This window comes from Elusimicrobiota bacterium, from assembly GCA_040757695.1.
In the GTDB taxonomy this organism is placed as follows: domain Bacteria; phylum Elusimicrobiota; class UBA8919; order UBA8919; family UBA8919; genus JBFLWK01.
Window position 1 is genome coordinate 1 of record JBFLWK010000033.1, and the last position, 22,657, is coordinate 22,657.

General features: G+C 36.2%; 17 protein-coding genes and 1 tRNA gene. 16 read left to right on the forward strand and 2 right to left on the reverse strand.

Going from position 1 to position 22,657, the window contains the following annotated elements:
* The first annotated feature begins 163 nt into the window (after positions 1–163).
* From AB1349_07190 to AB1349_07225, 8 genes are all read left to right on the forward strand, one after another.
* Positions 164–406: a hypothetical protein gene (locus AB1349_07190; GenBank protein MEW6557122.1), complete on the forward strand. Its 243-nt coding sequence runs from the start codon at positions 164–166 to the stop codon at positions 404–406.
* A 378-nt stretch (positions 407–784) separates the two neighbouring features.
* The gene (locus tag AB1349_07195; GenBank protein MEW6557123.1) at positions 785–1,111 is read left to right on the forward strand and encodes a type II toxin-antitoxin system RelE/ParE family toxin; all 327 of its coding nucleotides are present in this window, start codon (positions 785–787) and stop codon (positions 1,109–1,111) included.
* Complete coding sequence (locus AB1349_07200) at positions 1,092–1,394, forward strand: addiction module antidote protein (GenBank protein MEW6557124.1); 303 nt, start codon at positions 1,092–1,094, stop codon at positions 1,392–1,394. The genes AB1349_07195 and AB1349_07200 overlap by 20 nt, the downstream gene beginning before the upstream one ends.
* A gap of 152 nt (positions 1,395–1,546) precedes the next feature.
* Entirely contained in the window at positions 1,547–2,734 is a 1,188-nt protein-coding gene (locus tag AB1349_07205) for an ABC transporter permease (GenBank protein MEW6557125.1), read from the forward strand.
* Positions 2,727–3,413, forward strand: a complete 687-nt coding sequence (locus tag AB1349_07210) for an ABC transporter ATP-binding protein (protein MEW6557126.1) — start codon at positions 2,727–2,729, stop codon at positions 3,411–3,413. The genes AB1349_07205 and AB1349_07210 overlap by 8 nt, the downstream gene beginning before the upstream one ends.
* 81 nt (positions 3,414–3,494) lie before the next feature.
* Positions 3,495–5,945: an ATP-dependent Clp protease ATP-binding subunit gene (locus AB1349_07215; protein ID MEW6557127.1), complete on the forward strand. Its 2,451-nt coding sequence runs from the start codon at positions 3,495–3,497 to the stop codon at positions 5,943–5,945.
* 201 nt (positions 5,946–6,146) lie between these two features.
* Positions 6,147–6,305, forward strand: coding sequence for a hypothetical protein (locus AB1349_07220; GenBank protein MEW6557128.1), 159 nt, complete (start codon positions 6,147–6,149; stop codon positions 6,303–6,305).
* Between the two features lie 58 nt (positions 6,306–6,363).
* On the forward strand, positions 6,364–11,322 hold the full coding sequence (locus tag AB1349_07225) for a translocation/assembly module TamB domain-containing protein (GenBank protein MEW6557129.1): 4,959 nt from the start codon (positions 6,364–6,366) through the stop codon (positions 11,320–11,322).
* 142 nt (positions 11,323–11,464) lie between these two features.
* Here AB1349_07225 and AB1349_07230 read toward each other — a convergent pair whose 3' ends face one another.
* Entirely contained in the window at positions 11,465–12,832 is a 1,368-nt protein-coding gene (locus AB1349_07230; protein MEW6557130.1) for a PHP domain-containing protein, read from the reverse strand.
* Positions 12,833–13,062: 230 nt separating this feature from the next.
* On the opposite strand from AB1349_07230, the gene AB1349_07235 reads away from it, so the two are divergent.
* From AB1349_07235 to AB1349_07250, 4 genes are all read left to right on the forward strand, one after another.
* Positions 13,063–13,287, forward strand: a complete 225-nt coding sequence (locus AB1349_07235; GenBank protein ID MEW6557131.1) for a hypothetical protein — start codon at positions 13,063–13,065, stop codon at positions 13,285–13,287.
* A gap of 84 nt (positions 13,288–13,371) precedes the next feature.
* Complete coding sequence (locus AB1349_07240; protein ID MEW6557132.1) at positions 13,372–13,701, forward strand: hypothetical protein; 330 nt, start codon at positions 13,372–13,374, stop codon at positions 13,699–13,701.
* A 145-nt stretch (positions 13,702–13,846) separates the two neighbouring features.
* On the forward strand, positions 13,847–14,185 hold the full coding sequence (locus tag AB1349_07245) for a hypothetical protein (protein ID MEW6557133.1): 339 nt from the start codon (positions 13,847–13,849) through the stop codon (positions 14,183–14,185).
* 55 nt (positions 14,186–14,240) lie between these two features.
* A complete protein-coding gene (locus AB1349_07250; protein MEW6557134.1) occupies positions 14,241–16,736 on the forward strand; it encodes a hypothetical protein in 2,496 nt (831 codons plus the stop codon).
* Positions 16,737–17,021: 285 nt separating this feature from the next.
* On the opposite strand, the gene AB1349_07255 is transcribed toward AB1349_07250, so the two are convergent.
* Positions 17,022–17,092: transfer RNA gene (locus AB1349_07255), tRNA-Asp, on the reverse strand.
* Positions 17,093–17,152: 60 nt separating this feature from the next.
* Here AB1349_07255 and AB1349_07260 point away from each other — a divergent pair.
* The 4 genes from AB1349_07260 (at position 17,153) to lpxD (ending at position 22,552) form a co-directional block, all read left to right on the forward strand.
* Complete coding sequence (locus AB1349_07260) at positions 17,153–18,409, forward strand: carboxypeptidase regulatory-like domain-containing protein (GenBank protein MEW6557135.1); 1,257 nt, start codon at positions 17,153–17,155, stop codon at positions 18,407–18,409.
* 75 nt (positions 18,410–18,484) lie between these two features.
* On the forward strand, positions 18,485–20,761 hold the full coding sequence (gene bamA / locus AB1349_07265) for an outer membrane protein assembly factor BamA (GenBank protein ID MEW6557136.1): 2,277 nt from the start codon (positions 18,485–18,487) through the stop codon (positions 20,759–20,761).
* A gap of 8 nt (positions 20,762–20,769) precedes the next feature.
* A complete protein-coding gene (locus AB1349_07270; protein MEW6557137.1) occupies positions 20,770–21,459 on the forward strand; it encodes an OmpH family outer membrane protein in 690 nt (229 codons plus the stop codon).
* Between the two features lie 43 nt (positions 21,460–21,502).
* A complete protein-coding gene (gene lpxD / locus AB1349_07275; GenBank protein ID MEW6557138.1) occupies positions 21,503–22,552 on the forward strand; it encodes a UDP-3-O-(3-hydroxymyristoyl)glucosamine N-acyltransferase in 1,050 nt (349 codons plus the stop codon).
* Positions 22,553–22,657: the final 105 nt, after the last annotated feature.

Consider the following 22,657-nt stretch of genomic DNA (forward strand, 5'->3'; position numbering starts at 1 on the left):
AAATAAATTACCCTGTACAGTCGACTTTTTGCATTCAATAGTGACAGAAATTAAAGAACTTGAAGATAGTCATTGTATCTAAAAAAGAGGACAGCTAATTTTCTTTGTAAAACTAAATATTATAAATCGCTTAAGATATCTTTATACAATTGTGACTTTAAATTTGTCTACTACATCAGAATTATTAGGATTGGCAGTGGGTGGTTTTATAGGTGACAAAATCGGTGCTTTAGCACAACAAGCGGTTCTTTCATCGCTATTAATATGGTCCAGAAGGGCTGAGCTAACAGCTGACAGAGCTGGTTTAATTGCCTGTCAAGATATTAAGATTGCTGAACGGGTTATAATTAAATTGGGTTTAGGTACAAAAGATATCCAAAAGAGATCACAACAGAGGAATTCCTGAGACAAAATGAAATTAAAGATACAAAAGAAATAAGTAAATGGCGCGAATTAATGGAAGATCATCCGTTCGGAACAACTAGAATTTTAGAATTAAGAAATTTTTATGAATCAGATAGGTATAAGCAAATAATCAGTGGAGAGGACTTATGTTTACTAAAACCGGAATAAATATTTTGTATGACAAAGATAACTATCAAAAAGTTTCAAAGTTACAGTAATATTTTGCGCGTTAAAATGATTGGTAATCTTTAAAAGCTGTGAAAAGAAACTGGCAAAAACTTCAGCGCTCTTGCTCTTGCATTTGAAAAAAATAAAAAAGAGATTGATATTTTCCTCTTGACAAAATGTAGCATATATGCTACACTACTATTAGAGGTATATGGATAAGCGGGTTATACTTTATAAGACATCGGATAACAGGGAACCTGTTATTGACTGGCTGTTATCTTTAAAAGATAGAACAACTCGGGAGCGCATACAGGCGAGAATCAGGAGAATAGAGCAGGGTAATTTTGGAGACCATAAACGTTTTTCCGGAATAATAGAAATTCGGTTTCATTTTGGCAAGGGTTACAGATTGTATTGCGGAGAGGATGGGAATATAATTGTGGTGTTGCTTTTCGGAGGGGATAAAAGCAGTCAGAGCAAAGGTATAGAAAAAGCATTAGGATATTGGAGGGAATATCATGAGCAAAAGAAAATTTAGAACATTTGATGAGTTTGAAGTCAATTATTACAAGAAGCATCCTAAAGAACTTAAGAGTTATCTTGAAGTTGCTCTTGAAGAGTTTCAGAAGGATGGTAATGAACGCGCTTTTCTTGCAGCCATTGCAGTTGTCTCAAAAGTCCGCGGCGGAGTGACAAAATTATCTAAGGATACCGGATTGAATAGAGAAAATCTTTATCGTTCATTTTTTAAGTCGGATCCGAGGTTGTCAAATTTTATTAAAATAATAAACTCGTTAGGAATAAGTTTAAGGATTGCATAAAATTCAAAAAAGTATAAAGTATGGGGACGGCCATACTAACTCAAAAAGAAAGATATAAATATAATTTCTTGTTAAAATAGCAGTGTTTTTTCACAGGTGTTGAACTTCAGCAGGAGTGAAACAAACTGGCAGTTTAAAAATAGTTGAATAATATGAACTTTGAACGATTTATCGCATTAAGATATTTCTGGACAACAAGAAAAAAGTTTTTTAGCACACTTTTGACGGTAATTTCTATATCCGGGATTGCTGTGGGTGTTGCGGCGCTTATTATAACTATTTCAGTAATGAATGGTTTCCAGACGGACATAAAAGAAAAAATTTTATCATTAAGCCCGCATATTACGATTTTTTCTGATGCTGAAATACCACAAGAGGTATTAAATATAAATGGTATTTCAAGCACATCAAGGTTCCTTTACAGTCAGATGATTTTAAGAAAAAACAAAAGTGCAACTGGTGTGGTTGTAAAAGGGATAATTCCACAAGATGAGAAAAAAATAATCTCTATTGAACGGGTGCTCAAAAATAAAAATATCAATGCATTGAAAGAAAAAACGGTGTTCATTGGCATAGAACTGGCTAAAAATGTTGGTGTGTTTGAAGGCGATGAAATAATTCTTGTCTCGCCATTCGGGGAAACATCAGCATTTGGAATCATTCCTAGAATGGCAAAATTTACAGTCGCTGATATTTTTGATTCCGGAATGTACGAATATGATTCATCACTTGTCTATATGAACTTTGCTGATGCAGAACGGTTAGTCAGTAAAGAAAGTATTCGTGGTTTAGAGATAAAAACTGACAATATTTTTGATGTGGATAAGATAACAACGGCAATCAAAAAAAAATTGGGCGCAGGTTTTCAAGTCAAATCCTGGACTGAAATGAACAAGAATCTTTTCTCGGCACTCAAACTGGAAAAGTTTGTGATGTTTCTTATATTAACACTTATTATTGTGGTTGCGACTTTTAACATAATCTCGCTTCTGATAGTAACAACTGTTGAAAAAGTGCATTCAATCGGGATATTGAAAGCAATTGGTACACAACCTATTTCAATTATGAAAATTTTTTTGAATCTCGGCGTTATTATCGGAACTATCGGCACATTAGCCGGCACATTAGTCGGTTTGGTAATATCCGTTATCCTTAAAAAATATAAATTCATAACACTGCCCGCGGATGTCTACTATATTGAGAAACTGCCGGTAAAAATTGTTTTTTCTGATATAATACTGATAATTTTTGTAAGCATGATTATTGTTTTGATTGCCGCTGTTTATCCAGCATCAAAAGCATCAAAAGTAGAACCCTGTGAAGCAATCAGATATGAATAATTATATTATCAGGTGTGAAAATATTATAAAAAAATATAGTAACGGTAAAATAGAACTTACTGTATTAAAAGGAATCTCTATCAGTATCAAAAAAAACGAATCGGTAGTGATTACGGGGCCGTCAGGCGCAGGTAAATCAACACTTCTGCATGTTTTAGGATTGATGGATAAACCTACATCAGGTGTCGTTTTTGTAGACGGGCTTGACTGTAATTCGTCAGAATCAACACTTGCTAAATTCAGAAATGAATCAATTGGATTTGTATTTCAGTTTTACAATCTGCTGCCTGAATTTACCGCGATAGAAAATGTTATGTTTCCGTTACTAATTTCAGGTGAAAAAGAACATACCGCTAAAAAAAAGGCACAGCAGTTGATTGCAGAAGTTGGGCTTTTATCAAGAGCCAGTCATTTATCGTCAGAACTTTCAGGTGGTGAACAGCAGCGAGTTGCAATTGCTCGGGCACTGATAAATTCGCCAAAAATACTTATTGCAGACGAGCCTACAGGTAATCTGGATAGACAAACTGGCGAAAATGTGATAAACCTGATAATGCAACTGCAGTCAGATTACGGTTTTACTCTACTGATAGCAACCCATAATGAAGCAGTAGCAAACAGATGCACAAGAATAATAAAACTGGTTGACGGACAAATAGAGGCAGGGAATAGAAAATAGAAATTAAGAGATTAGGCGATTAAGGAACGACTTTTTGGCCCTAATTTCCTAATCACCATTTTCCTAATCTCTGATGTTAAAATGTATAACAGGTTTACTGAACGAGCACAGAGAGCAATACGGCTTGCACAGGAAGAGGCAAAACAGTTAAACCAGGATGCAATAATGCCTGAACATATCCTGTTAGGACTTTTAGATTTAGACGATGGCGTAGCAGTAACAGTTATGTCCAATCTTGGAATATACACCTCTCGGCTAAAAATTGAAGTAGAAAAGATGTTACCTATCGGCGATAATCTGCTTCAGTATGGTGAGTTGCCATTAACACCTAATGCACGAAAAATTCTGGAATATGCTATTGAAGAAGCGCAGAATATGGCACATAACTATGTAGGAACCGAGCATATTCTTCTGGGGCTTCTGAAAAATTCTGAGTTTAAAATAACTATTTTACTTGAAAACTTCGGACTCAGTTATGAGTTAGTCAGAGAAGAAATTACAAATATGTTTGGTGCGGTAACACCTCCACCGTTACCTCAACACAGACATAAATCCAAAACACCAACACTTGATGAATTCGGACGAGACCTTACCGCAATGGCAAGAGAAGGCAAACTTGACCCTGTAATAGGCCGTGAAAATGAAATAGAACGAATGATACAGATTCTGTCTCGTCGGACAAAAAATAATCCTGTCTTGGTTGGCGACCCCGGTGTAGGCAAGACAGCAATCGTTGAAGGTCTTGCCCAAAAAATAGTTAATCAGGATACGCCTGAAATACTTCTGACAAAACGGGTTGTTACACTTGATTTAGCAGGTGTGGTCGCAGGCACAAAGTACCGTGGCGAGTTTGAACAACGGTTGAAAAATATAATTGATGAAATAAAAATATCAAAAAGCAATATCATCATGTTTATTGATGAACTCCATACTGTTATCGGTGCAGGTGCCGCGGAAGGTGCGATTGATGCATCTAATATGTTAAAGCCGGCACTTGCAAGAGGCGAGTTGCAGTGCGTCGGGGCAACCACATTTTCAGAATACCGAAAATATATTGAGCACGATGCGGCACTGGAACGCAGATTCCAGCCAATAATGGTCAACCCACCAACAGTTGAAGAAACAATAAAAATCCTTAACGGGCTCAAAGAAAAATATGAGATACATCACAAGGTAACATATTCTGATGAAGCGCTTGTCGCAGCAGCAGAGTTATCAGATAAATATATTACAGATAGATACTTGCCTGATAAGGCGATTGATTTAATTGACGAAGCTGGTAGCAGAACACATCTTAAAACGGTGTCATTACCAACTGCATTCAGAGAAAAAGAAATTGAAATTGAGAACATAATGCTTGAAAAAGATAAGGCAGTAAATAACCAGGAATTTGAGAAAGCAGCAAAATTACGAGATATTGAAGAACGGCTCAGAAAGCGCCTGACAGACGAGAAAAGGAGATGGCGGGCCGGGTTGAATAGTATCATGTCAACAATCACTGAGGAGGATGTCGCAACAATAGTGTCTAAATGGACTAATATACCGTTGACCAAACTTACCGAGAAAGAATCAGAACGGCTATTACGAATGGAAACGGAACTGCATAGACGAATCGTAGGCCAGGATGAAGCGATTGTCGCTATCGCTCGTGCAATCAGGCGAACCAGAACAGGACTTAAAGACCCCAAAAAACCTATCGGTGCATTTATATTTTTAGGACCTACCGGTGTCGGTAAAACAGAACTTGCCAAAGCACTCGCAGAGTTTATGTTCGGTCATGAGGACTCTATTGTTCGGCTGGATATGTCTGAGTATATGGAAAAGTTTTCTGTCTCACATCTTATCGGCGCACCACCCGGCTATGTCGGCTATGATGAAGGAGGTCAACTCACAGAACAAATCAGACGGAAACCTTATTCGGTGGTTCTGCTTGACGAGATAGAAAAGGCACATCCTGATGTGTTAAATATTTTGCTTCAGATTATGGATAATGGAGTGGTCACGGATAATCTTGGACATAAGGTTAGTTTCAAAAATACAATTATTCTTATGACATCAAATATCGGCGCACGGCTTATATCAAAAGGGAAATCACTCGGCTTTTTGGTTCAAGAAGATACACAGAAGGATTTCTCATCAATGAAAGAAACTGTGCTGGAAGAATTAAAGAAAACATTTAATCCTGAATTCCTAAACCGGATTGATGATGTGATTGTGTTTCATCCGCTTGAAAAGGAAGATATGATAAAAATTTTGGATTTACTGATAGCAAAAGTATCTAAAAAAACAAAACAACAGGGATTTTCAATTGAATTAACTGATAATGTAAAAAGTTTTTTGCTTGATAAAGGGTTTGATGCCCAATACGGCGCAAGACCGTTAAACAGAACAATCTCAAAATATATGGAAGATGGGTTAGCAGAAGAAATACTTGCTAAAAAAATTCCGAAAGGTACAAAAATAATTGTTGATTATTCTGAAAATTTGAAAAAAATTGTATTCAATACCGTGCTCACTGAAACAAAAACATAAAACGGCAATCTGACAGGATTTACAGGATTAAAAGACAGCCATAGAAATACACAGAAAAATACGGCATTTAGATTTGAAAATATTCCAGTGAAATTCTGTGAGATTCTGTGGCTTATCTTAAAAAATCAAGTATCACATTAGCGACAATATGAATATCACATTAGCGACAATGTGATAATATAGAAAGTGGAGTGAAAAGAAATGGAACAGCCTATTAAAGACAACAATTTAGCGGAAAAGTATTATAAGCGATACGGTATCGCTTACAAATGTCTGTTAAAAACAAAAAAAACATTGAAGTCAGTAACAATGTCATTAGCCGAAATTTTTACACTCTTAAAAAAGCGAAAAAGAACCTGACAGGATTTACAGGATTAAAAGACAGCCATAGAAATACACAAAGTGTTTATCTTAATGAATGAAAAAAATAATTCTGTTTTTATCAGTAATAATAGTTTTTACCATCGGTATTTACCTTTTTATACGGCTTGAAATTTTTACAACTTCACTAAAATATCTCGCCCAGTCAGAACTCATCAGAATTATTGGCAAACCAGTAAAAATAGAAAAAGTTGGATGGATTCCGTTTAATAAATTAGTTTTCAGAAAGTTATCGTTTGAAGGTTTTTCTTGTTATGAAACCGTAGTTACCGTCAATCTGAATAAAATAACTAAAGGATTGGCCGCAATTGAAAAAATATCCGTTAACACGCCGCTGGTTGATATACCAGCAATTAAGAATATTGTCAAGAAAAAAACAGCAAAATCTGTAATGATTTATCCGATGGCGGATGTTTTTATAAATAATGGAAAAATTCTTTATGACAATCTCGCGGTTAAAAACATCAATCTTGAACTTCTACCGAAAAAAGATGGATTTGCTGTAAAAAGTGATGGGCTGTTTACGCTATCAGACGAAAATAATTTTAGTTCGGAATTAAAACTGGTCGGGACAGTGGATACTGAACTGACACTAAAATTAAAATGTGAATTAAAAAATATAACTTTCAGAAAACTACAACCGCTCAATGGTATACTAAATATCTATGGTAAATTTGATAATTTTGTTCTACAAGGCAACCTGAAGTCTGACGAAATTACTACAAAAATCTGTACAACCATCACACCTGAAAACTCTAAAATTATAATTGCACAGTTTTCCGGCAGTATTCCCAAATTAAAGAGTTTTGCCGAAAAGCTTTTGCCGGATACAACAATATATTTCACTACCGATGACACCTTTGTTTTTTTTGATGGCGCGATTGAACTGCCTGATACAAAGTTGAATCTTACACTTAAACAATCTGAATTAAAAATAAGCAACCTAATGGTTAAACAGATAACAACAGATCTGTTTTTTTACAATAATGAATGGACAATAAGTTCAACTGCGACGCTACTATCAGGTACTGTTTCGCTAAATGGTAAACTCCAGAAAGATAATCTTAATTTCTTTTTAACCGGCACCAATCTTTTATTAAAAACCGATTATAGTTCCGGGGATATATCATTCAACTCAAAAATAACAGGAACTCTTTACAAACCTGAAATTACAGGTGAGACCAAAATTTTACAGTTATCTATATTAAAAAACATACTCGGAAATGCGGTTGGTAAATTTGTCTGGAAAAATGAGAAAGGCAAAATCAAAATTACAGGGAATAATTTGAAAGTGAACGCCGAGATGGATAAAACAAAACTAATAAATTGTAAAATAAACTACGATACTACAGGTATCACAGTTTCAGGAAAATACAGCAAACTCAATTTTTATATCATAAATTTTGAGCCATCAGTTCTTAAGAGTACAAACTGGAAGTTTAACAACATAACAGGTTTTGTAGATTTATCCGGCTATATTAAGAATATTTTGCAATCGCCTGAAATATACGCTGAGGTTACATCTACAAATCTAACAGTTAACCAAAGCACAACATCGCTATCAGGCAAAATCTGGTATGCTAATAACCAACTGGCGGTTATCGATATGAAATTAGGTAGTGAACTTCAAGGCAATATAAAAATTAGCATAAAACAGAAACAGACATCTGGAAATTTAATTTTTGCTAAATGTAACAGTAATTTCATCCTGCCGTTTCTTGGGATAACATCGGATATTCTTCACGGTACACTGTCAGGTAAAATCAACTGGGCTGGCAGTATAAAAAATCCTGAGCTATCAGGAACAATTGCAATAACCCGCGGGCAATTGCTAAAAAGTATTCCATATAATTTGATTGTAACTTCTTTTTACACAAAGGAAGAGAAGGGAAGGAGACAATCAAAGGTTGTAATTACCGAGTTTACTGTACAGCAACAGCCATCAATAACAGCAATCCGATTATCAGGCGAGCTTGACGAAAAACAATTCTGTTTCTTACTGAAACTTAATCAGTTAATAACCTTTGGCAGAACTGTTAATGCTGATATCAGAATAGTTGGTGAAAAAATTGGTAATACAATAAAATATAAAATAATATCCGACGAATTAAAAGTTGACGACATTTCTGAAAAATTTGTGGTATCTGGTATCTACGACGGTGAAAAAATTGATTTTACAAAAATTTCATGGGGTGATAAACTCAACGGCAAACTTGCTTATTTTATTGCGTCAAATTACCTTTCGGCAAATTTGAACTTTGTATTCAATCCAGAACAGTTCAGCAAAAATATAACCGGTAAAATAGACGGTAAAATCATAATACGGGGTGATATAAAAAATCCACTGGCATTGGTTAACTACAATTTTGCAGGGTTGATATATGAGTTGCCAGCTGAAAGTTCGGGCAAGATTTTTGTCAACCGAAAACAGATAAGAACAGAAGATACAAAATTGTCTATAAATGGCGCAACCACAGAAATATCAGGTGTGATTGATACAGTCAAACAAGAATTCCAAATAATCAATATATCAGCATCAAATTTGGATACTCGGACAATCTATCAAATAACAAAAAGCACTCTCCCGGTAGACGGCATATTACAAAATGTAGAACTGACTATAACTGATAGTATAAAAAAGCCACAATTTACTACCAGTTTTTCAGGGAAAAATATCCTGTTATTTAATAAAAAGATGGACTCGGTTAATGGTAAATTTTCGTTTCAGAACTATCCACCTCAAAAACTCGTTTTTTCTAAAGCGGATGTTAAATGGGCTGATACCCAAATCAAAATTCTGCCTGATACATATATCAATTTGTTAGAAGACAAAAAATTCAAAATTATCGCAGAAGTAAGAAACCTGAAATTATTGCCACACACTGTACTTTTAGGTGAAGTTACATTAACAGGTAAGGGGGGAGAGGGGGGGAACTGGGATAAAATTGTTAGTGCAGATTTTTCTACTACAGGGCTCTGGATAAATCAGTTCCTGTTAAAAGATTTTCAACATCATATTAAATATCATAATCGCATAATACGGTTTGTTCCAGAGGCAAACAAATCAACCCAAATTAGTGGTAGTATCAATTTTTCAAACCCTGATGAATTAAAAATCAACAATCTCGCACTCTCCAAAAAAGGTAAACGATTGCTGTATGTTAATGGTTTTTTAAAACAGAATGTGTTAGATTTTACCGGCGAGGGCAAAGATATCTCACTGGGCGATTTGCTGAACCTGCTGAACTTAAAAATTACTGCATCAGGTAATACAAATTTTAATATAACCTCAACAGGCGAACTAACTAATCCGACTATCACCTGCCTCGTTAACTCAGCCGCCGGCAAAATAGAAGACCTTGAGTTTGATACCGCTTCACTGTTTTTTCAGTTAACCGAAAACATTCTGGATTTGAAATATCTGAAAATTTCACAAAAAAATGTTTATGCGGTTGAAGGTAAAGGCACCACACCACTGCCAATTACCGACGAGGCAAAAAAGAAACTTTCAGAAAAACCTGTTAATATCTCAATCAAATCAACTGCTGGGAATCTGGCAATTGTGCCATCTATATTTTCAGCCTGTAAGAAAGCAAAAGGGAAGTTTGATACATCACTCACTCTCCAAGGGACACTGAACAAACCTGAAATAAGTGGCGAATTTAACATTTCGGCAGATGAAATTGTTTTGACCGATATTTTCAAGAAACTAACCGACTTGAAATGCGAACTTGTGTTTTCAGGCAATAAAATCAGAATCAGCAAACTTAAAGCATTTATTGATAAAGAACCTGTTGAAGTTTCAGGCGAGGCAAATATCTCACCATTTACAGAGGGTTTGAATTTTGGCAAATTTGAATTTCATCTTTTAACACCTGACAAAAGTGTACCAGTAATAGTTAATTTGTTACAGATTAAAACAGGCGGTGTCGGCAGAATCATTCCCGTCATACCTGATATCACAGCACTCCCACCTTTTTCAAATCCATCAAAAGCAAAAATTGAAGCGAATGTAAAACTTTTTGGTACACCTGAAAACTGGAATATAGACGGATATCTGAAACTGTCTGATGCAAAATTTACTTATCCCGGCGAAGAAGGCGAAACGGGTGCTTGGGATTTTCTGAAAAATGCAAACTGGAATTTGAAAATTATCGCAGGAAAAAATTGCTGGTATGAAAACGATTTTGTATCAGTTGAAACAAAAGGCGAATTGTTACTGCACGCTCAAGGTTCTTCACCGCTTGTTACCGGCAAAGTTGAGGCACTACGTGGGACACTTGAATATCTTGGCAGAAGTTTTGCAATCAGAGAAGCGGTTTTGGAAGCCGAAAAAAGTAACCTGTTCCTATCAGGGCTTGCAGAAACTGAAACAGAAATTGAACGACGACGCGTAGATTTAGCAACACATCAACTTATAACTGAATATCTGCCTGAGACAATTATCTTAATCGTTGATAGAGGACCGCTTGAAAATGTGAAGCCGCGATTTTCGTCAAAAACTAATCCGCAAACTGACGAGCCGGGTGAGAAGTTAGCCGCTCAGGCAGCACTGGGCTTGGCGGATTCTAAACAGAAACAACTATTCTCAAAAGAAGAACTCAGTAAAATCGTTGATACACTGCTCACAACACCATTTGTGAAATCACTCTTGAAACGAACCGGCTTTATAGACAGGTTCGCTATAAAACGAGAGACACCGCCATTGCCCGACGGAACAGCAGGTGTGCAGCCGTCAATTATAGATTTATACAAGGGAACAAAATTGCAATTCGGTAAAGATTTTGCCAGAGGGTTTTCAGCCGGTTACGGTATCAAATTTGATGAGTTTGAAAATAAACTATCACTGAAACATGAGATAGAACTTACATACCGGTTCAAAAGCGGGATACTATTCAGAACAACGCAGGAACTGGAACGAACCGAAACTGGTGATAGACCATCTAAATTTTTTCTTGAAAAATACTGGCGGTTCGGTCCCGAACCTGAAAAATAATTGAAATTTGTAGTCTTCTTTTGACAGGATTAACAGGATTCAAGTTAATAGGACGCAGATTTTCGCAGAAAAAACAGATTTAAAATTTATACTTTTATAATCTTCGTAATCTGCGTACATCTGCGTCCAAAAAAGGGAATTCCTAAAACACAAATTTAATAATACACCCTGCTTTACAGTTATCAAAATCATAATTTATATTTAACATTCCGTAAGAAACAGAAATGGATAAAAGTTTGACTGGTTTTTGGAATGGTTCTTTTTTGTCGCGGATATATTTGTATGCCGGTAAGATATTAAAAATATCAAACAGCGGCTCGTCTATTGAAGTTGTAATCTTGAAATCGTTAGAAAAAATTAGTCTGCCAAGATAATACTCAAGGTTCCTTTTTATAGTGTCATATATATCAAAACTCGTATAAATAAACTCAACTGGTTTAAGTTCAAAAAAATCATTATACGGATTGTAAACCCCTGTAAAGACCGGTCTAACCGTTCCGTTCCTGATTGCCTGTTTTATACCTTCTGCCGATTTCTCGGCGGTATAAACAACATTATAGCCGAGAAAACCAAGCCCTTCGCTTATATGAGCATTACCACCAAAAAGTTTTGTTTTTTTAGTTTTCTGACCGAGTTTCTTGTTTCTGTAAAACTCATATAGCAAAAAATCTGAACCATCTCCAACTTCTACTGCGTCAAAATCCAGCATCGTTGATAGTTTAAGCCCTAACTCGCCTTTTTTTCCGGGATGCAAAGCAACCGCCAATCCGCCCTGCTTGTGTATCTCACGAATCGTTTCTTCAGCAGTCATTCCTTTCTCAATATATGTCTTGATAAATAATGCACCAATATGCCCGCCATCGGCTACGGAAACCTCTTCTGCAGGAATGATGATAAAGCCGGGATTCAGTTTCCCGGCTTTTTTGAGTTGTTCGGCAATCTCAACCGCTTTTTTTACACCATCTAATCGGTTGTGGTCTGATACCGCAATCGCACCGAAACCTTCCTCATTTGCCTTTATCAAAATATTCTCTATATCGCTTACCGAATCATGTGAATAGATAGTATGTAAATGAAAATCACAAATAATCTCATTTCTGCCGCCTGTTGCTTTTCCAGTATTAAAATATCTCAATAACAAATCTGAAAATAATTCCATCTGAATATATTTTTCTGCTTTCAATAATATATTCGGTGTATTAGGTAATTGGGCAAAATTACAAATATTCAAAAAAATAGTTTCGGTAAGTTTATTGGTCAACAATTTGTTATCGTCGGTCAGTTTATAAAACTCGGCTTGTTGACTGTAAAGTTCTTCAACCTGCGCTTCATTGAGTATCACCGAATATCTTGCCTTCTCATTAAAATTATAAGTCTCGTCTAAATAATAGATTCGGTCAAACTCAATATGCGAACTGATATAATCCCGGTTTTTTGGAAATAACAGTGCGTTGTAAAAAATGGACGCTAAAACCAAAAAAAGAATCTTGAAAATTGTGGTAGAAAGCATTTTTAATTTTTAATTTTTAATTTTTACTTGCTGTGCATAGTATTATACAAAAAAGAAAAAAAATTACAAAATAAAAAAAATAAAAAAAGCACTTGACAGAATACATATTTTTTGTTATAATGAGGTTGTTGAAAAACCTCAACAATCTTGATTTTCAGTAAAAGTGCAGTTTTGGAATTTAGAATTAAAATCAGTGTTTATCTGTGTTAATCTGTGGTTACGCAGTTTTGTTGGACAGAACAAAAGTTTCACTGGATAATGCAGGTGTTTTATCGGATATTACAGGTGTTTTATTGAATAAAACAAAAGTTTTATTGGATGCTACAAAAGTTTTATCGGATGCTACAAATGTTTTATTGGATGCTACAAAAGTTTTATCGGATGCTACAAATGTTTTATCGGATGCTACAAATGTTTTATCGGATAAAACTTTCACCTGCAAAAATGCTCAATAACAGGGCAAAAACGGTTTCCAAAACGGTGAAAAACAGCGAAAACTAAAGAAAAATACAAAAAAATGTATTTTTCGGGGAGAAATTATGAGGATACGGTATCCGGTTACGGAAGCGGGATGGCTCTCGCTTGGAAAAAGTGCCGCGGATGCGAAGTTAAAAACGGCAAAGGATGCGGTGCCGCGTGCTGGTGAGATTAAAAAGCACCTCAGGATTGCTGAGAAGTCGCACCGGCTTGCTGCCGAGTTGCGGTTGAAAGCCGAGAATGCGGAAAAATCAGAACGGTCTGCCCGCAAAGCAATGATTGATATACTCCGAAGGCGCGGTCAGGCGCTTCTGATGGCGAACCGCCGCGACCCGAACAGCGTCAGGGAAGCCGGCTACGAAATGGATGAAAGCAATCAGCGGCGGATGTAAATCCACATCACGGAAAGACGGAGACACTGAAAAAAGAATTTTGGAGTTGATTTTAGTTCCGTGTTTCAGTAATTCAGTGTTTCTGTGGTAGTATCTTAACAAATCTAAACTATTACGATAAAAGAAATAGTGGAGGTTGGTTTATATGGAAACAGGTATCGGGTTGGCGATTGTTGGGGTTTTGTTAAGTTGGGTATGGTACATAAATAACAAGAATAACAACAGGGTAATTAAAGAGACAACAGAACGAACAGAAAAACTTATTAAAGAAGTTGCAGAGCGAACAGAAAAACTTATAGTAGAAGAATCTAAATTAACACGAGAAATGCTTAAAGAGCTATTTGAGAAAATGGATACACGATTTGAGAAATTGGTTGAGAAAATGGATACCAGATTTGAGAAATTGGATATAAAAGCGGAAGAGCGACATAAAGAGGTCATAGAACTATTAAAGAAAGGTTTTGGTGTGATAGGTGCCCACTGAATAGTCCCATCTCACCTGAATGCTAACAATAAATTTCATTTTGTGGAGGTGTGTGATGAGAAACAGAAGCAAGATGCAAGAAGCAAGAAACAGAAGTTGGCAATTGTTGGTTTTACTTTCTACCTTTCTACCTTTCTACCTTTCTACCTGCCTGTATGCTTTTCAGGAACGGCTTACAGAACATCGGTGGTATTATGCTCTGGGTGGTTTAGATGGCAAAATATATTTTCTGAAACACCGAACCGGCTATAATTTTGATTTATACCGAATGAATGAAGATGGCTCAAGCCAGACACAACTCACAGATGATAGTTTAATGGAATGCCTTGGCGATGGTTATGATTTTTTTCCTGATAAAACGAAAGCAGCTATTACAAAAACGGATGGTACCTATAATTATATTTATACTGCAAATCTTGATGGCACGAATGCAAAAAGTATCTATTCTACAACAGGCATAATTAGAACACTCAAGGTCTCGCCTGATGGGAATAAAATCGCATTTGTAGAAACCGAGTCGGATAAAGAATATGGCATACTCTGTTTAATAAATGCGGATGGGAGTGGTGGCAAAACACTCGCACCACATATTGGTTTGGCACCGAGTAGATCTCCTATATCCGCCGAGGCTGAAGTGCCTTGTAGCCGATACTTCAGCCCCTTGCGGGCTTCAGTATCGGCGGCACTGAATCCTCGGCTACATGCCCCATCTTTTGTGCCTACTGCTGGCTCAACAGTAACACAAAACAATATTCAAGGCTGGGCACCGATTGCCTTCTCACCTGATTCTACACAGATTGCATTTCAGAATTCAAACAGTTATCTTACAAAAATCAAAACAGACGGCACAGGGCTTACACAACTCACTACTTATTATGTTGATGGTCCCTACTGGCTAAAATCAAACAAAATTGTAATCACAAGAGATAGACAATTAGCAACAATCAATCCTGATGGCACCGGTTACACAGTGCTTTATTCAACAACAGCACATGAATTTGGCTTTTCTGTTTCACCGGATGAATCTAAAATCGCACTTAACTTTTATAATGAAGATGAAATTGTAATTATTTCTGTTTCAGGTGAAGTAATAAAAGAAATCCCACTTCCATATGGGTATTATGAGTATGTTAACTGGGTATCAGATACAAAACTGTTGTTTGGTACTTGGGGTGGTAAAGATATTTTTACAATAAATATAGATGGCACAGGGTTCACAAATATCACAAAAAATGATATGGAAGGAGAGTGGGTTTTATTGGATGCTAAAGGAACTAAAATTGTTTATGGAACTGAAGAAAAAATTTATTCAATGAATACAGATGGTAGTAGTAAAACACTGTTATTCACAGAAACAGAGACACAAGATTGGTATGGCATGGAACTTTCACCTGATGGCTCAAAACTTATGTATACATTAGAAGAAGGCGCAACTTCATATCTGTATATCAGAAACAGTGATGGCAGTGGCACACCAGTAAAAATAGAAGGACCGGCTAATAAGTTTTATGGTAGTTGGAGCCCTGATGGAAGCAAAATAATGTATAACTACGCTGGTGTTCATTACATCTGCAATCCTGATGGAACAGGTAAAAAACAGCTTCCAGGAGATAACCTACTCTTTTCGCCTGATAGTACAAAAATAATGTTTTCTATGTCTTCTTTTTCTATAGGTGATGAATTGTGGAATTATTCTATCTGCACCGCACCTGTGGATATATCAACCTACACAGTTATTCTTTCAACAACGATTAGTTGTTATGCTTCTGACTGGCAATCAAATAAGGTTCTGCTTACAGAATATATTTATTCAGGATACTCATTATATTCAATGAATTCTGATGGTTCTGGGTTGAAACTGCTTGATACTGGTTATGATATCTGGGGTGAACTTTCACCGGATGGTTCTAAAGTAGCATATATTATTTATGAGGACACAAGCAAAAACGAGAAACTTTACATCATCAATACAGATGGTACTGGTAAAACAAAACTTGCGGAAGGATGGGGAGAGTTTGGCTGGACTTCTGATTCTCAAAAAATTGCGTATACTGACTACAGCGGTGGGCTTCCTAAAATATATTTAGCAAACTCTGATGGCTCAAATGTAATTGACCTCAACCCATCGCTTGTTATTAGTTGGGGGGAATGGGATGAAGGTGGAATATCGTTTGTTTCAGGCAACAAAATTGTATATATGGGTGATTTGGATATCTGGGTTGGTGATTACGACCCGACTATTCAGCCGAAAATAGAACTGAAAGAAGAAGATAAGGGTGAGATAAAAATTATTGGTGGGACTGAAAGCAAAGGCACTGTTAATCCTGACAAAGGCGAGAATGTAAAAATAGACTTCAGAAGCGATACTGTTGGTAAGTTTGAATGCAAAATATTTACATTAACCGGTGAACTGGTGTATGAAGAGACAAAAGATAATATGTCTTCAGGCAGGTTTGAATGGATACCCAAAGATATTGCATCAGGTATCTATGTTGTATCCATAAAAGGACCCGGTGTGAATGTCCACAAAAAAGTAGCAATTTTAAGATAGGGACAGAGGGACAGAGTGACAGAGGAACGAGGAACAGAGGGATGCGGAACAGACGCAGAACTTAAACGCGGAACTGACACGAAACCAAAAACACGGAACTGACGCGAAACAAAAAGCCCTGACATTTCTGCCAGGGCTTTCGCAAGGATAGTTCAAAGCTGTCTGCCCAATATAATAATAACAAAAAAATACTATTTTGTCAAGTACTTTTTTACAATCCAAAAATTTTTTTTATGCGACTACTCATATCCTGTCTGCGGCAGATTGGTATGAATAGTCATAGTACTGCGGGAGTGGGAATCGAACCCACATCATCTGTTGGACAGACAGTAGTTCTACCTTTGAACTATCCCGCAGCACTGGTTAGATTATACTCAGAAATAAAATAATGTCAAGTAGAAAACTGGAGGTGTGCGATGATTAAAAGATGGAAAGATGGAAAGATGGCTAGATGGTTAGGTCGGTTTGCTGTTTTACTTATTACTTTATTACTTTATCAACTTATTCCCTGCCTTTACGCTTCTTTCGGAAAAAGCGGGTGGACTATTTTCAGGAAGGTTTCATCCGCAAAGTTCAAATGTATGACAACGATTGTTGCGGTTCGCGGTGATTTATCCGGCGTGTTTTACAATCCAGCGGTATTAGGGACAAATACACAACGCGAGATATTTTTCTTATCCGAATTGGGTTTCACAGAAGACAAATTAGGTGGGCTGGTTTATGGCGAGCCTTTATCTAACGGGATGCTCGCCGGCGGTGTTGCGTATTACGATGCGGGCAAAATGGAACTGAACTGGCTTGAAGGTGACGAACTGAAAACAGAAAATGTTATCGCACAGCAGGATATTTTAGGGCTTGTCTCATATGGACATAAATTAACTGAACAAATGTTTTTAGGTGCTACTGTTAAAATCGCAACAAGCAGAATTGCAGAACGAAAATCGTCAGTTGCATATTGCGGCGATTTAGGCGCCTTTTATCTGCCTGTAGAAAACTTGTCTGTTTCTGTCTCTGCACAGAATCTAGGCTCATCTACAAAGTTTATAGAAAAGAAAAACCCGCTCCCAACATCCGCATATCTCGGCAGTGGCTACTCCTATCTCCTATCTCCTATCTCCTATCTCCTTCCCGGTCTCGGTATAACATACAATTTTAGTGATGAAGAAATAATTCCTGAAGCCGGATTTGAACTCGGGTATAATATCGTCTCACTAAATGTTGGCTACAGATTCAATGTCAAGGAAGCGAATTTACATTTCGGGCTCGGGCTGAACTGGAAAAATATTGATTTTGGCTATGCGTTCATTCCAGGAATGTATCTTGATACAACACATCGTGTAAGTATCGGCTATCGTTTCGGAGAAGCACACGGAACAGACGCGGAAATGGAACGCAGAACTGACGCAGAACAAAAACAGACGAATTATATTTCTGTGGAAGTGACAGATACCGCAGGGAATCCGCTTTCCTACACAACAATAAAAATCTCACAGGATGAGCAGATAATTGTAAAAGAACTAACAGATATAAATGGACAAATGTCCATAAATGATTTGCCTTCAGGAACCTATACGGTAAAAGCATGGAAGCAGGGCTATATCGCTGAAGAGAAAGAAGTAGCAATATCCTCACATCACCCAGCCGAAGTTCACTTCATATTAAAAAAGAAATAAACAAAAATATCGTCGTTTCCACTTCCTAAAAAAATTGCTTGACTTTCTAATTAAATTTTGTAAAATAATGGTGATATGAAAAAAATTATTTTTTTGTTTATCTTGTTTATTCTGTTACTGGTTTCTGGAACTTTATTATTGTTTGCAGCAACTGATAGCCAGAAACCTAAAAAAATAAGAGCAATTGAAATACATGGCTTGAAGAATGTAAAAGAACGAGTGGTTAAAGATGCTATCAAAATTAGTAAAGGCGATAAGTTTGAAAGAAAACTGGTTGATGAGGATATTTCAAATATCTATAAACTTGGACTTTTTTCGGATGTTGCAGTAGATGTTTCGGACTATAAAGACGGTGTAAGGATTATTTTCATTGTGCAAGAAAAACTAATTATTAAAAAAATTGAGTTCCGTGGTAATAAAGCGTTTTCAAACAGAAAATTAAAAGAGGAAATATCGTCAAAAGAAAAAGAGGGCTACGATACAAGAAAAATACAGGATGATATCGCAAAAATAACAACACTCTATAAAGACAAGGGCTATGCTGATGTGAATATTGGCGATTTTTCTACAACTGATGATATTACCGGTTTTGCAACGGTTACTTTCGCAATTACCGAGGGCAACAAAATCCTGATTGGTGGGGTGACGATTGACGGTGTTAAAAGTTTCAAACTAAAAAAGGTGAAAAAACTTTTTACAACAAAGAAAAAAAAGGTTTATAAAGACGAGACATTCAAAGACGATATAAAAAAAGTTGAAGCGTTTTACAAAGATAATGGATTCTTGAATATAAAAATACTGGAACCTGAGATTACTTATAATGATACACGGACAAAGATGTTCATAAAAGTAAAATTAGAAGAAGGCAAACAATACAGAAATGGGAAAGCAAGTTTTACAGGCAATACCGTTTTTGCAGAAACTGACTTGCTGAAAAATTTTAATTTCAAACAAAACGAAATTTTTAATCAGTCAAAATATGAGGAGAATGTAACAAATATAAAAGAAATGTATGCGGATAAAGGATATATTCGCGCTAAATTTGATACTATCACAAACAAAAATGATGATACAGGAATTGTAGATGTCGCAATCACTATAACTGAAAACAGTGTTGTCTACATAGATAGAATTTACATTGATGGTAATACAAAAACAAAAGAGTATGTAGTGAAACGGGAATTATTAGTAAAAGAAGGCGATGTGTTTGCAGTCGGCAAAATCAGAAGAAGTCAGGAACGGCTGTATAATCTCGGCTTCTTTAAGGATATAAAAGTAGATATCGAAGAGACAAAAGAGCCGGATAGGGCAGACCTCGCAATAGAAGTTGAAGAGGATAAAACAGGGCTGGTGTCTTTAGGCGCGGGATATTCGTCCGTGGATAAACTTGTAGGTACCGTTCAGGTAACAGAAATAAATCTTTTTGGTCGTGGGCAGAAACTGAATTTTACATATGAGTTCGGTACAAGACGAACAAACTACGAGATAGGATTTACAGAGCCATATCTGTTTAGAAAAAAACTTTTGTTTGGTGTAGATGTTTTTAATACAACCGTTTGGAGAAGTTATAGCACTGATTCAACTGCTTACAGAGAACGAAGACGCGGTGGTGATATTCGGGTTGGCAAACCGCTTTCAGATATACTTTCACTGAATTTCACATATACATATGAGGAGGTTAAACTTTTTGATATAGATAGCACTTGGATAAATGATATTAAAGAGTCAGAAGATGTAGCTTCATCGTTAACTTCGGCAATTACCCGAGATACACGAGATAATGTGTTTGATACTAACCGTGGTTCTAAACATTCTCTGTCTGTAAAAGTTGCCGGCGGGCCTTTCGGCGGTAATACCAATTTTTATAAACCTACACTTATAACCTCAAAGTTTATTCCGACATTCTGGAAGTTTGTGCTCGGCTTAAACGCCAGGATTTCATATGCCAAAGAGTTTGCACCATCTAAAGAAGTTCCAATTTACGAACGATATTTTTTAGGTGGCGCTGATACGGTGCGTGGCTACGACTTCGGCGAAATAGGTCCGCCTGAAAAAGGCAAAATACTGTTTGTATCTAATGTGGAATATAAATTCCCAATCGTTCAAGAAAAAGGTCATTCAATTTTATCAGCTGCGATTTTTGCTGATATGGGCGGTGCATGGCGAAACCATAACAATGTCACACTAAAAATTGGTTCTGAAGAAAAACAACTTAAAACCGGTGTCGGATTTGGAATTCGGTTAAGACCTATGCCTGTTTTACCTATAAGAATTGATTGGGGTTACGGCTTAAATCACAAACCAGGTGAACAACTATCACAATTCTATTTCACTATGGGTCAGGTGTTTTGATTACTACAATGAAAAATTCAAAATTCAAAATTCAAAATTATGGTTTGTTTTTGACAATTATTTTACATTTTACATTTTTCATTTTTAATTGCATTTATTCTGCTACTATTTCAATACAACGAATTGGCTGCGTGGATATAAATCGGATAATAGAAGAATACCCTGAAGCAAAAAAAATAAAAGACGAAATGTCCGCAAATTTGCAAGCCCGTAAAGAAAATATAAAAAATTTTGAGAACCAAATTGAAACACTTGAAAACGAAATCACCAGCATGGAAGAACAACTCCAAAAATATGAGGAATCAAAAAAAGAAATAGAAATATATTCATCCAGCACTCCAATACCAAGCGAGGTAAATCTATCAACGGAAACAGCGGAGATAGTTGCAGTATCAACAGAAAGTATCGCTGTGCCTGTTGAGATATCATCGCCCACTTTTACTATGGCAGATGTTGAAGCAAAAAAAAATCTTGTTGAAAAACAAAAACAAGACCTTGAAAAATATATTGCCGTAACAAAAAAAGAAGAAAAAGAAATAACCAGAAAAATCAAAAAAAATATGCTCGGCAAAATTTATGATGCGATAAAAGAGGTTGCAGTAGAAGAAGGACTGACAATTATTGTTGATTCTTATAATCTGATTTATGGCGAGGATGCACAGGATATAACAGATAAGGTGCTAAAAAAATTAAAATAACAATGTCACACTTGCTCATTTAGCTAAATGAGCAAATGAGAAAATGAGAAAAACATTAAAAGAGATTCTGGAAATAACAGGTGGTAAAATTTTAGGCGACGAAAATACTGTTGTCACAAATGCTGCAGGTATCATAGAAGCCGAAAAAGGTGATATCACTTTTGTGGCAAACCCAAAATACGAGCAGTATATCGGTTCAACAAATGCATCGGCAATCATAATATCAGAAAAACAGAAAGATAAAGTTTACCACGCAGATTCTTTACGCGGGGTAAAAATTCCGGCAATCGTCTCACCTAATCCTTATCTTGCATACACAAAAATTTTAGTTGAGATTGCAAAAGAAAAACAAAAATATCCTTCAGGCATATCGAACAAATGTTCGATATCAAAATCTATAGTGCTCGGTAAGAATGTTGCAATTTCAGATTTTGTTGTTATTGAAGAGAATGTTGAAATTGGCGAAAATACTGTGTTTTATCCAAACTGTTATATCGGAAGTTGTGTAAAAATTGGGAATAACTGCTTGATTTACCCAAATGTCACAATTAGAGAAAATTGTATTATCGGTAGTAATGTAATAATTCATTCTGGAACGGTTGTTGGCTCTGACGGTTTTGGATATGTGTTGGAAAGTGGTTCGTTAAAAAAAATTCCACAAATAGGTATTGTTGAAATTGCCGACGATGTAGAAATAGGCGCAAATGTGACAATAGATAGAGCAACCACAGGAAAGACATTTATCGGCAGAGGTACAAAAATAGATAACCTCGTCCAGATTGCACATAATGTCCAGATTGGCGAAAATTCAATAATTATTGCTCAAGCAGGTATTTCAGGTTCAACAAAAATAGGAAACGGTGTTACTATTGCAGGACAGGCAGGGCTTGTCGGACATATTACCATTGGTAATGGCGCTGTAATCGCTGCACGGGCAGGTGTTATCGGTGATGTCCCGGCTAAGGAAACAGTTTCGGGTTATCCTGCAAGACCACATAAACAAGCAATGAAAATCTATGCGCTACTACAAAAACTCCCGGAATTATTTGAAGAAATAAAAAAACTTAAATCTCGACCTGAAAAACGGCTATAAATTTATATTTTACCGATAATAAAATGCTCTTGACACAACCGTATAAAAATGATACACTTATGACAAATGCCAAAAGGCATACAAAAAATAAATTTTATATTCGGG

Coding starts and splice junctions, on each gene's coding strand:
- bamA (MEW6557136.1), top strand. CDS start 18,485: ATGAAAAAAATTATTTTTTTGTTTATCTTGTTTATTCTGTTACTGGTT.
- AB1349_07270 (MEW6557137.1), top strand. CDS start 20,770: ATGAAAAATTCAAAATTCAAAATTCAAAATTATGGTTTGTTTTTGACA.
- AB1349_07260 (MEW6557135.1), top strand. CDS start 17,153: ATGATTAAAAGATGGAAAGATGGAAAGATGGCTAGATGGTTAGGTCGG.
- AB1349_07205 (MEW6557125.1), top strand. CDS start 1,547: ATGAACTTTGAACGATTTATCGCATTAAGATATTTCTGGACAACAAGA.
- AB1349_07195 (MEW6557123.1), top strand. CDS start 785: ATGGATAAGCGGGTTATACTTTATAAGACATCGGATAACAGGGAACCT.
- AB1349_07220 (MEW6557128.1), top strand. CDS start 6,147: ATGGAACAGCCTATTAAAGACAACAATTTAGCGGAAAAGTATTATAAG.
- AB1349_07200 (MEW6557124.1), top strand. CDS start 1,092: ATGAGCAAAAGAAAATTTAGAACATTTGATGAGTTTGAAGTCAATTAT.
- lpxD (MEW6557138.1), top strand. CDS start 21,503: ATGAGAAAAACATTAAAAGAGATTCTGGAAATAACAGGTGGTAAAATT.
- AB1349_07210 (MEW6557126.1), top strand. CDS start 2,727: ATGAATAATTATATTATCAGGTGTGAAAATATTATAAAAAAATATAGT.
- AB1349_07245 (MEW6557133.1), top strand. CDS start 13,847: ATGGAAACAGGTATCGGGTTGGCGATTGTTGGGGTTTTGTTAAGTTGG.
- AB1349_07225 (MEW6557129.1), top strand. CDS start 6,364: ATGAAAAAAATAATTCTGTTTTTATCAGTAATAATAGTTTTTACCATC.
- AB1349_07230 (MEW6557130.1), bottom strand. CDS start 12,832: ATGCTTTCTACCACAATTTTCAAGATTCTTTTTTTGGTTTTAGCGTCC.
- AB1349_07215 (MEW6557127.1), top strand. CDS start 3,495: ATGTATAACAGGTTTACTGAACGAGCACAGAGAGCAATACGGCTTGCA.
- AB1349_07250 (MEW6557134.1), top strand. CDS start 14,241: ATGAGAAACAGAAGCAAGATGCAAGAAGCAAGAAACAGAAGTTGGCAA.
- AB1349_07240 (MEW6557132.1), top strand. CDS start 13,372: ATGAGGATACGGTATCCGGTTACGGAAGCGGGATGGCTCTCGCTTGGA.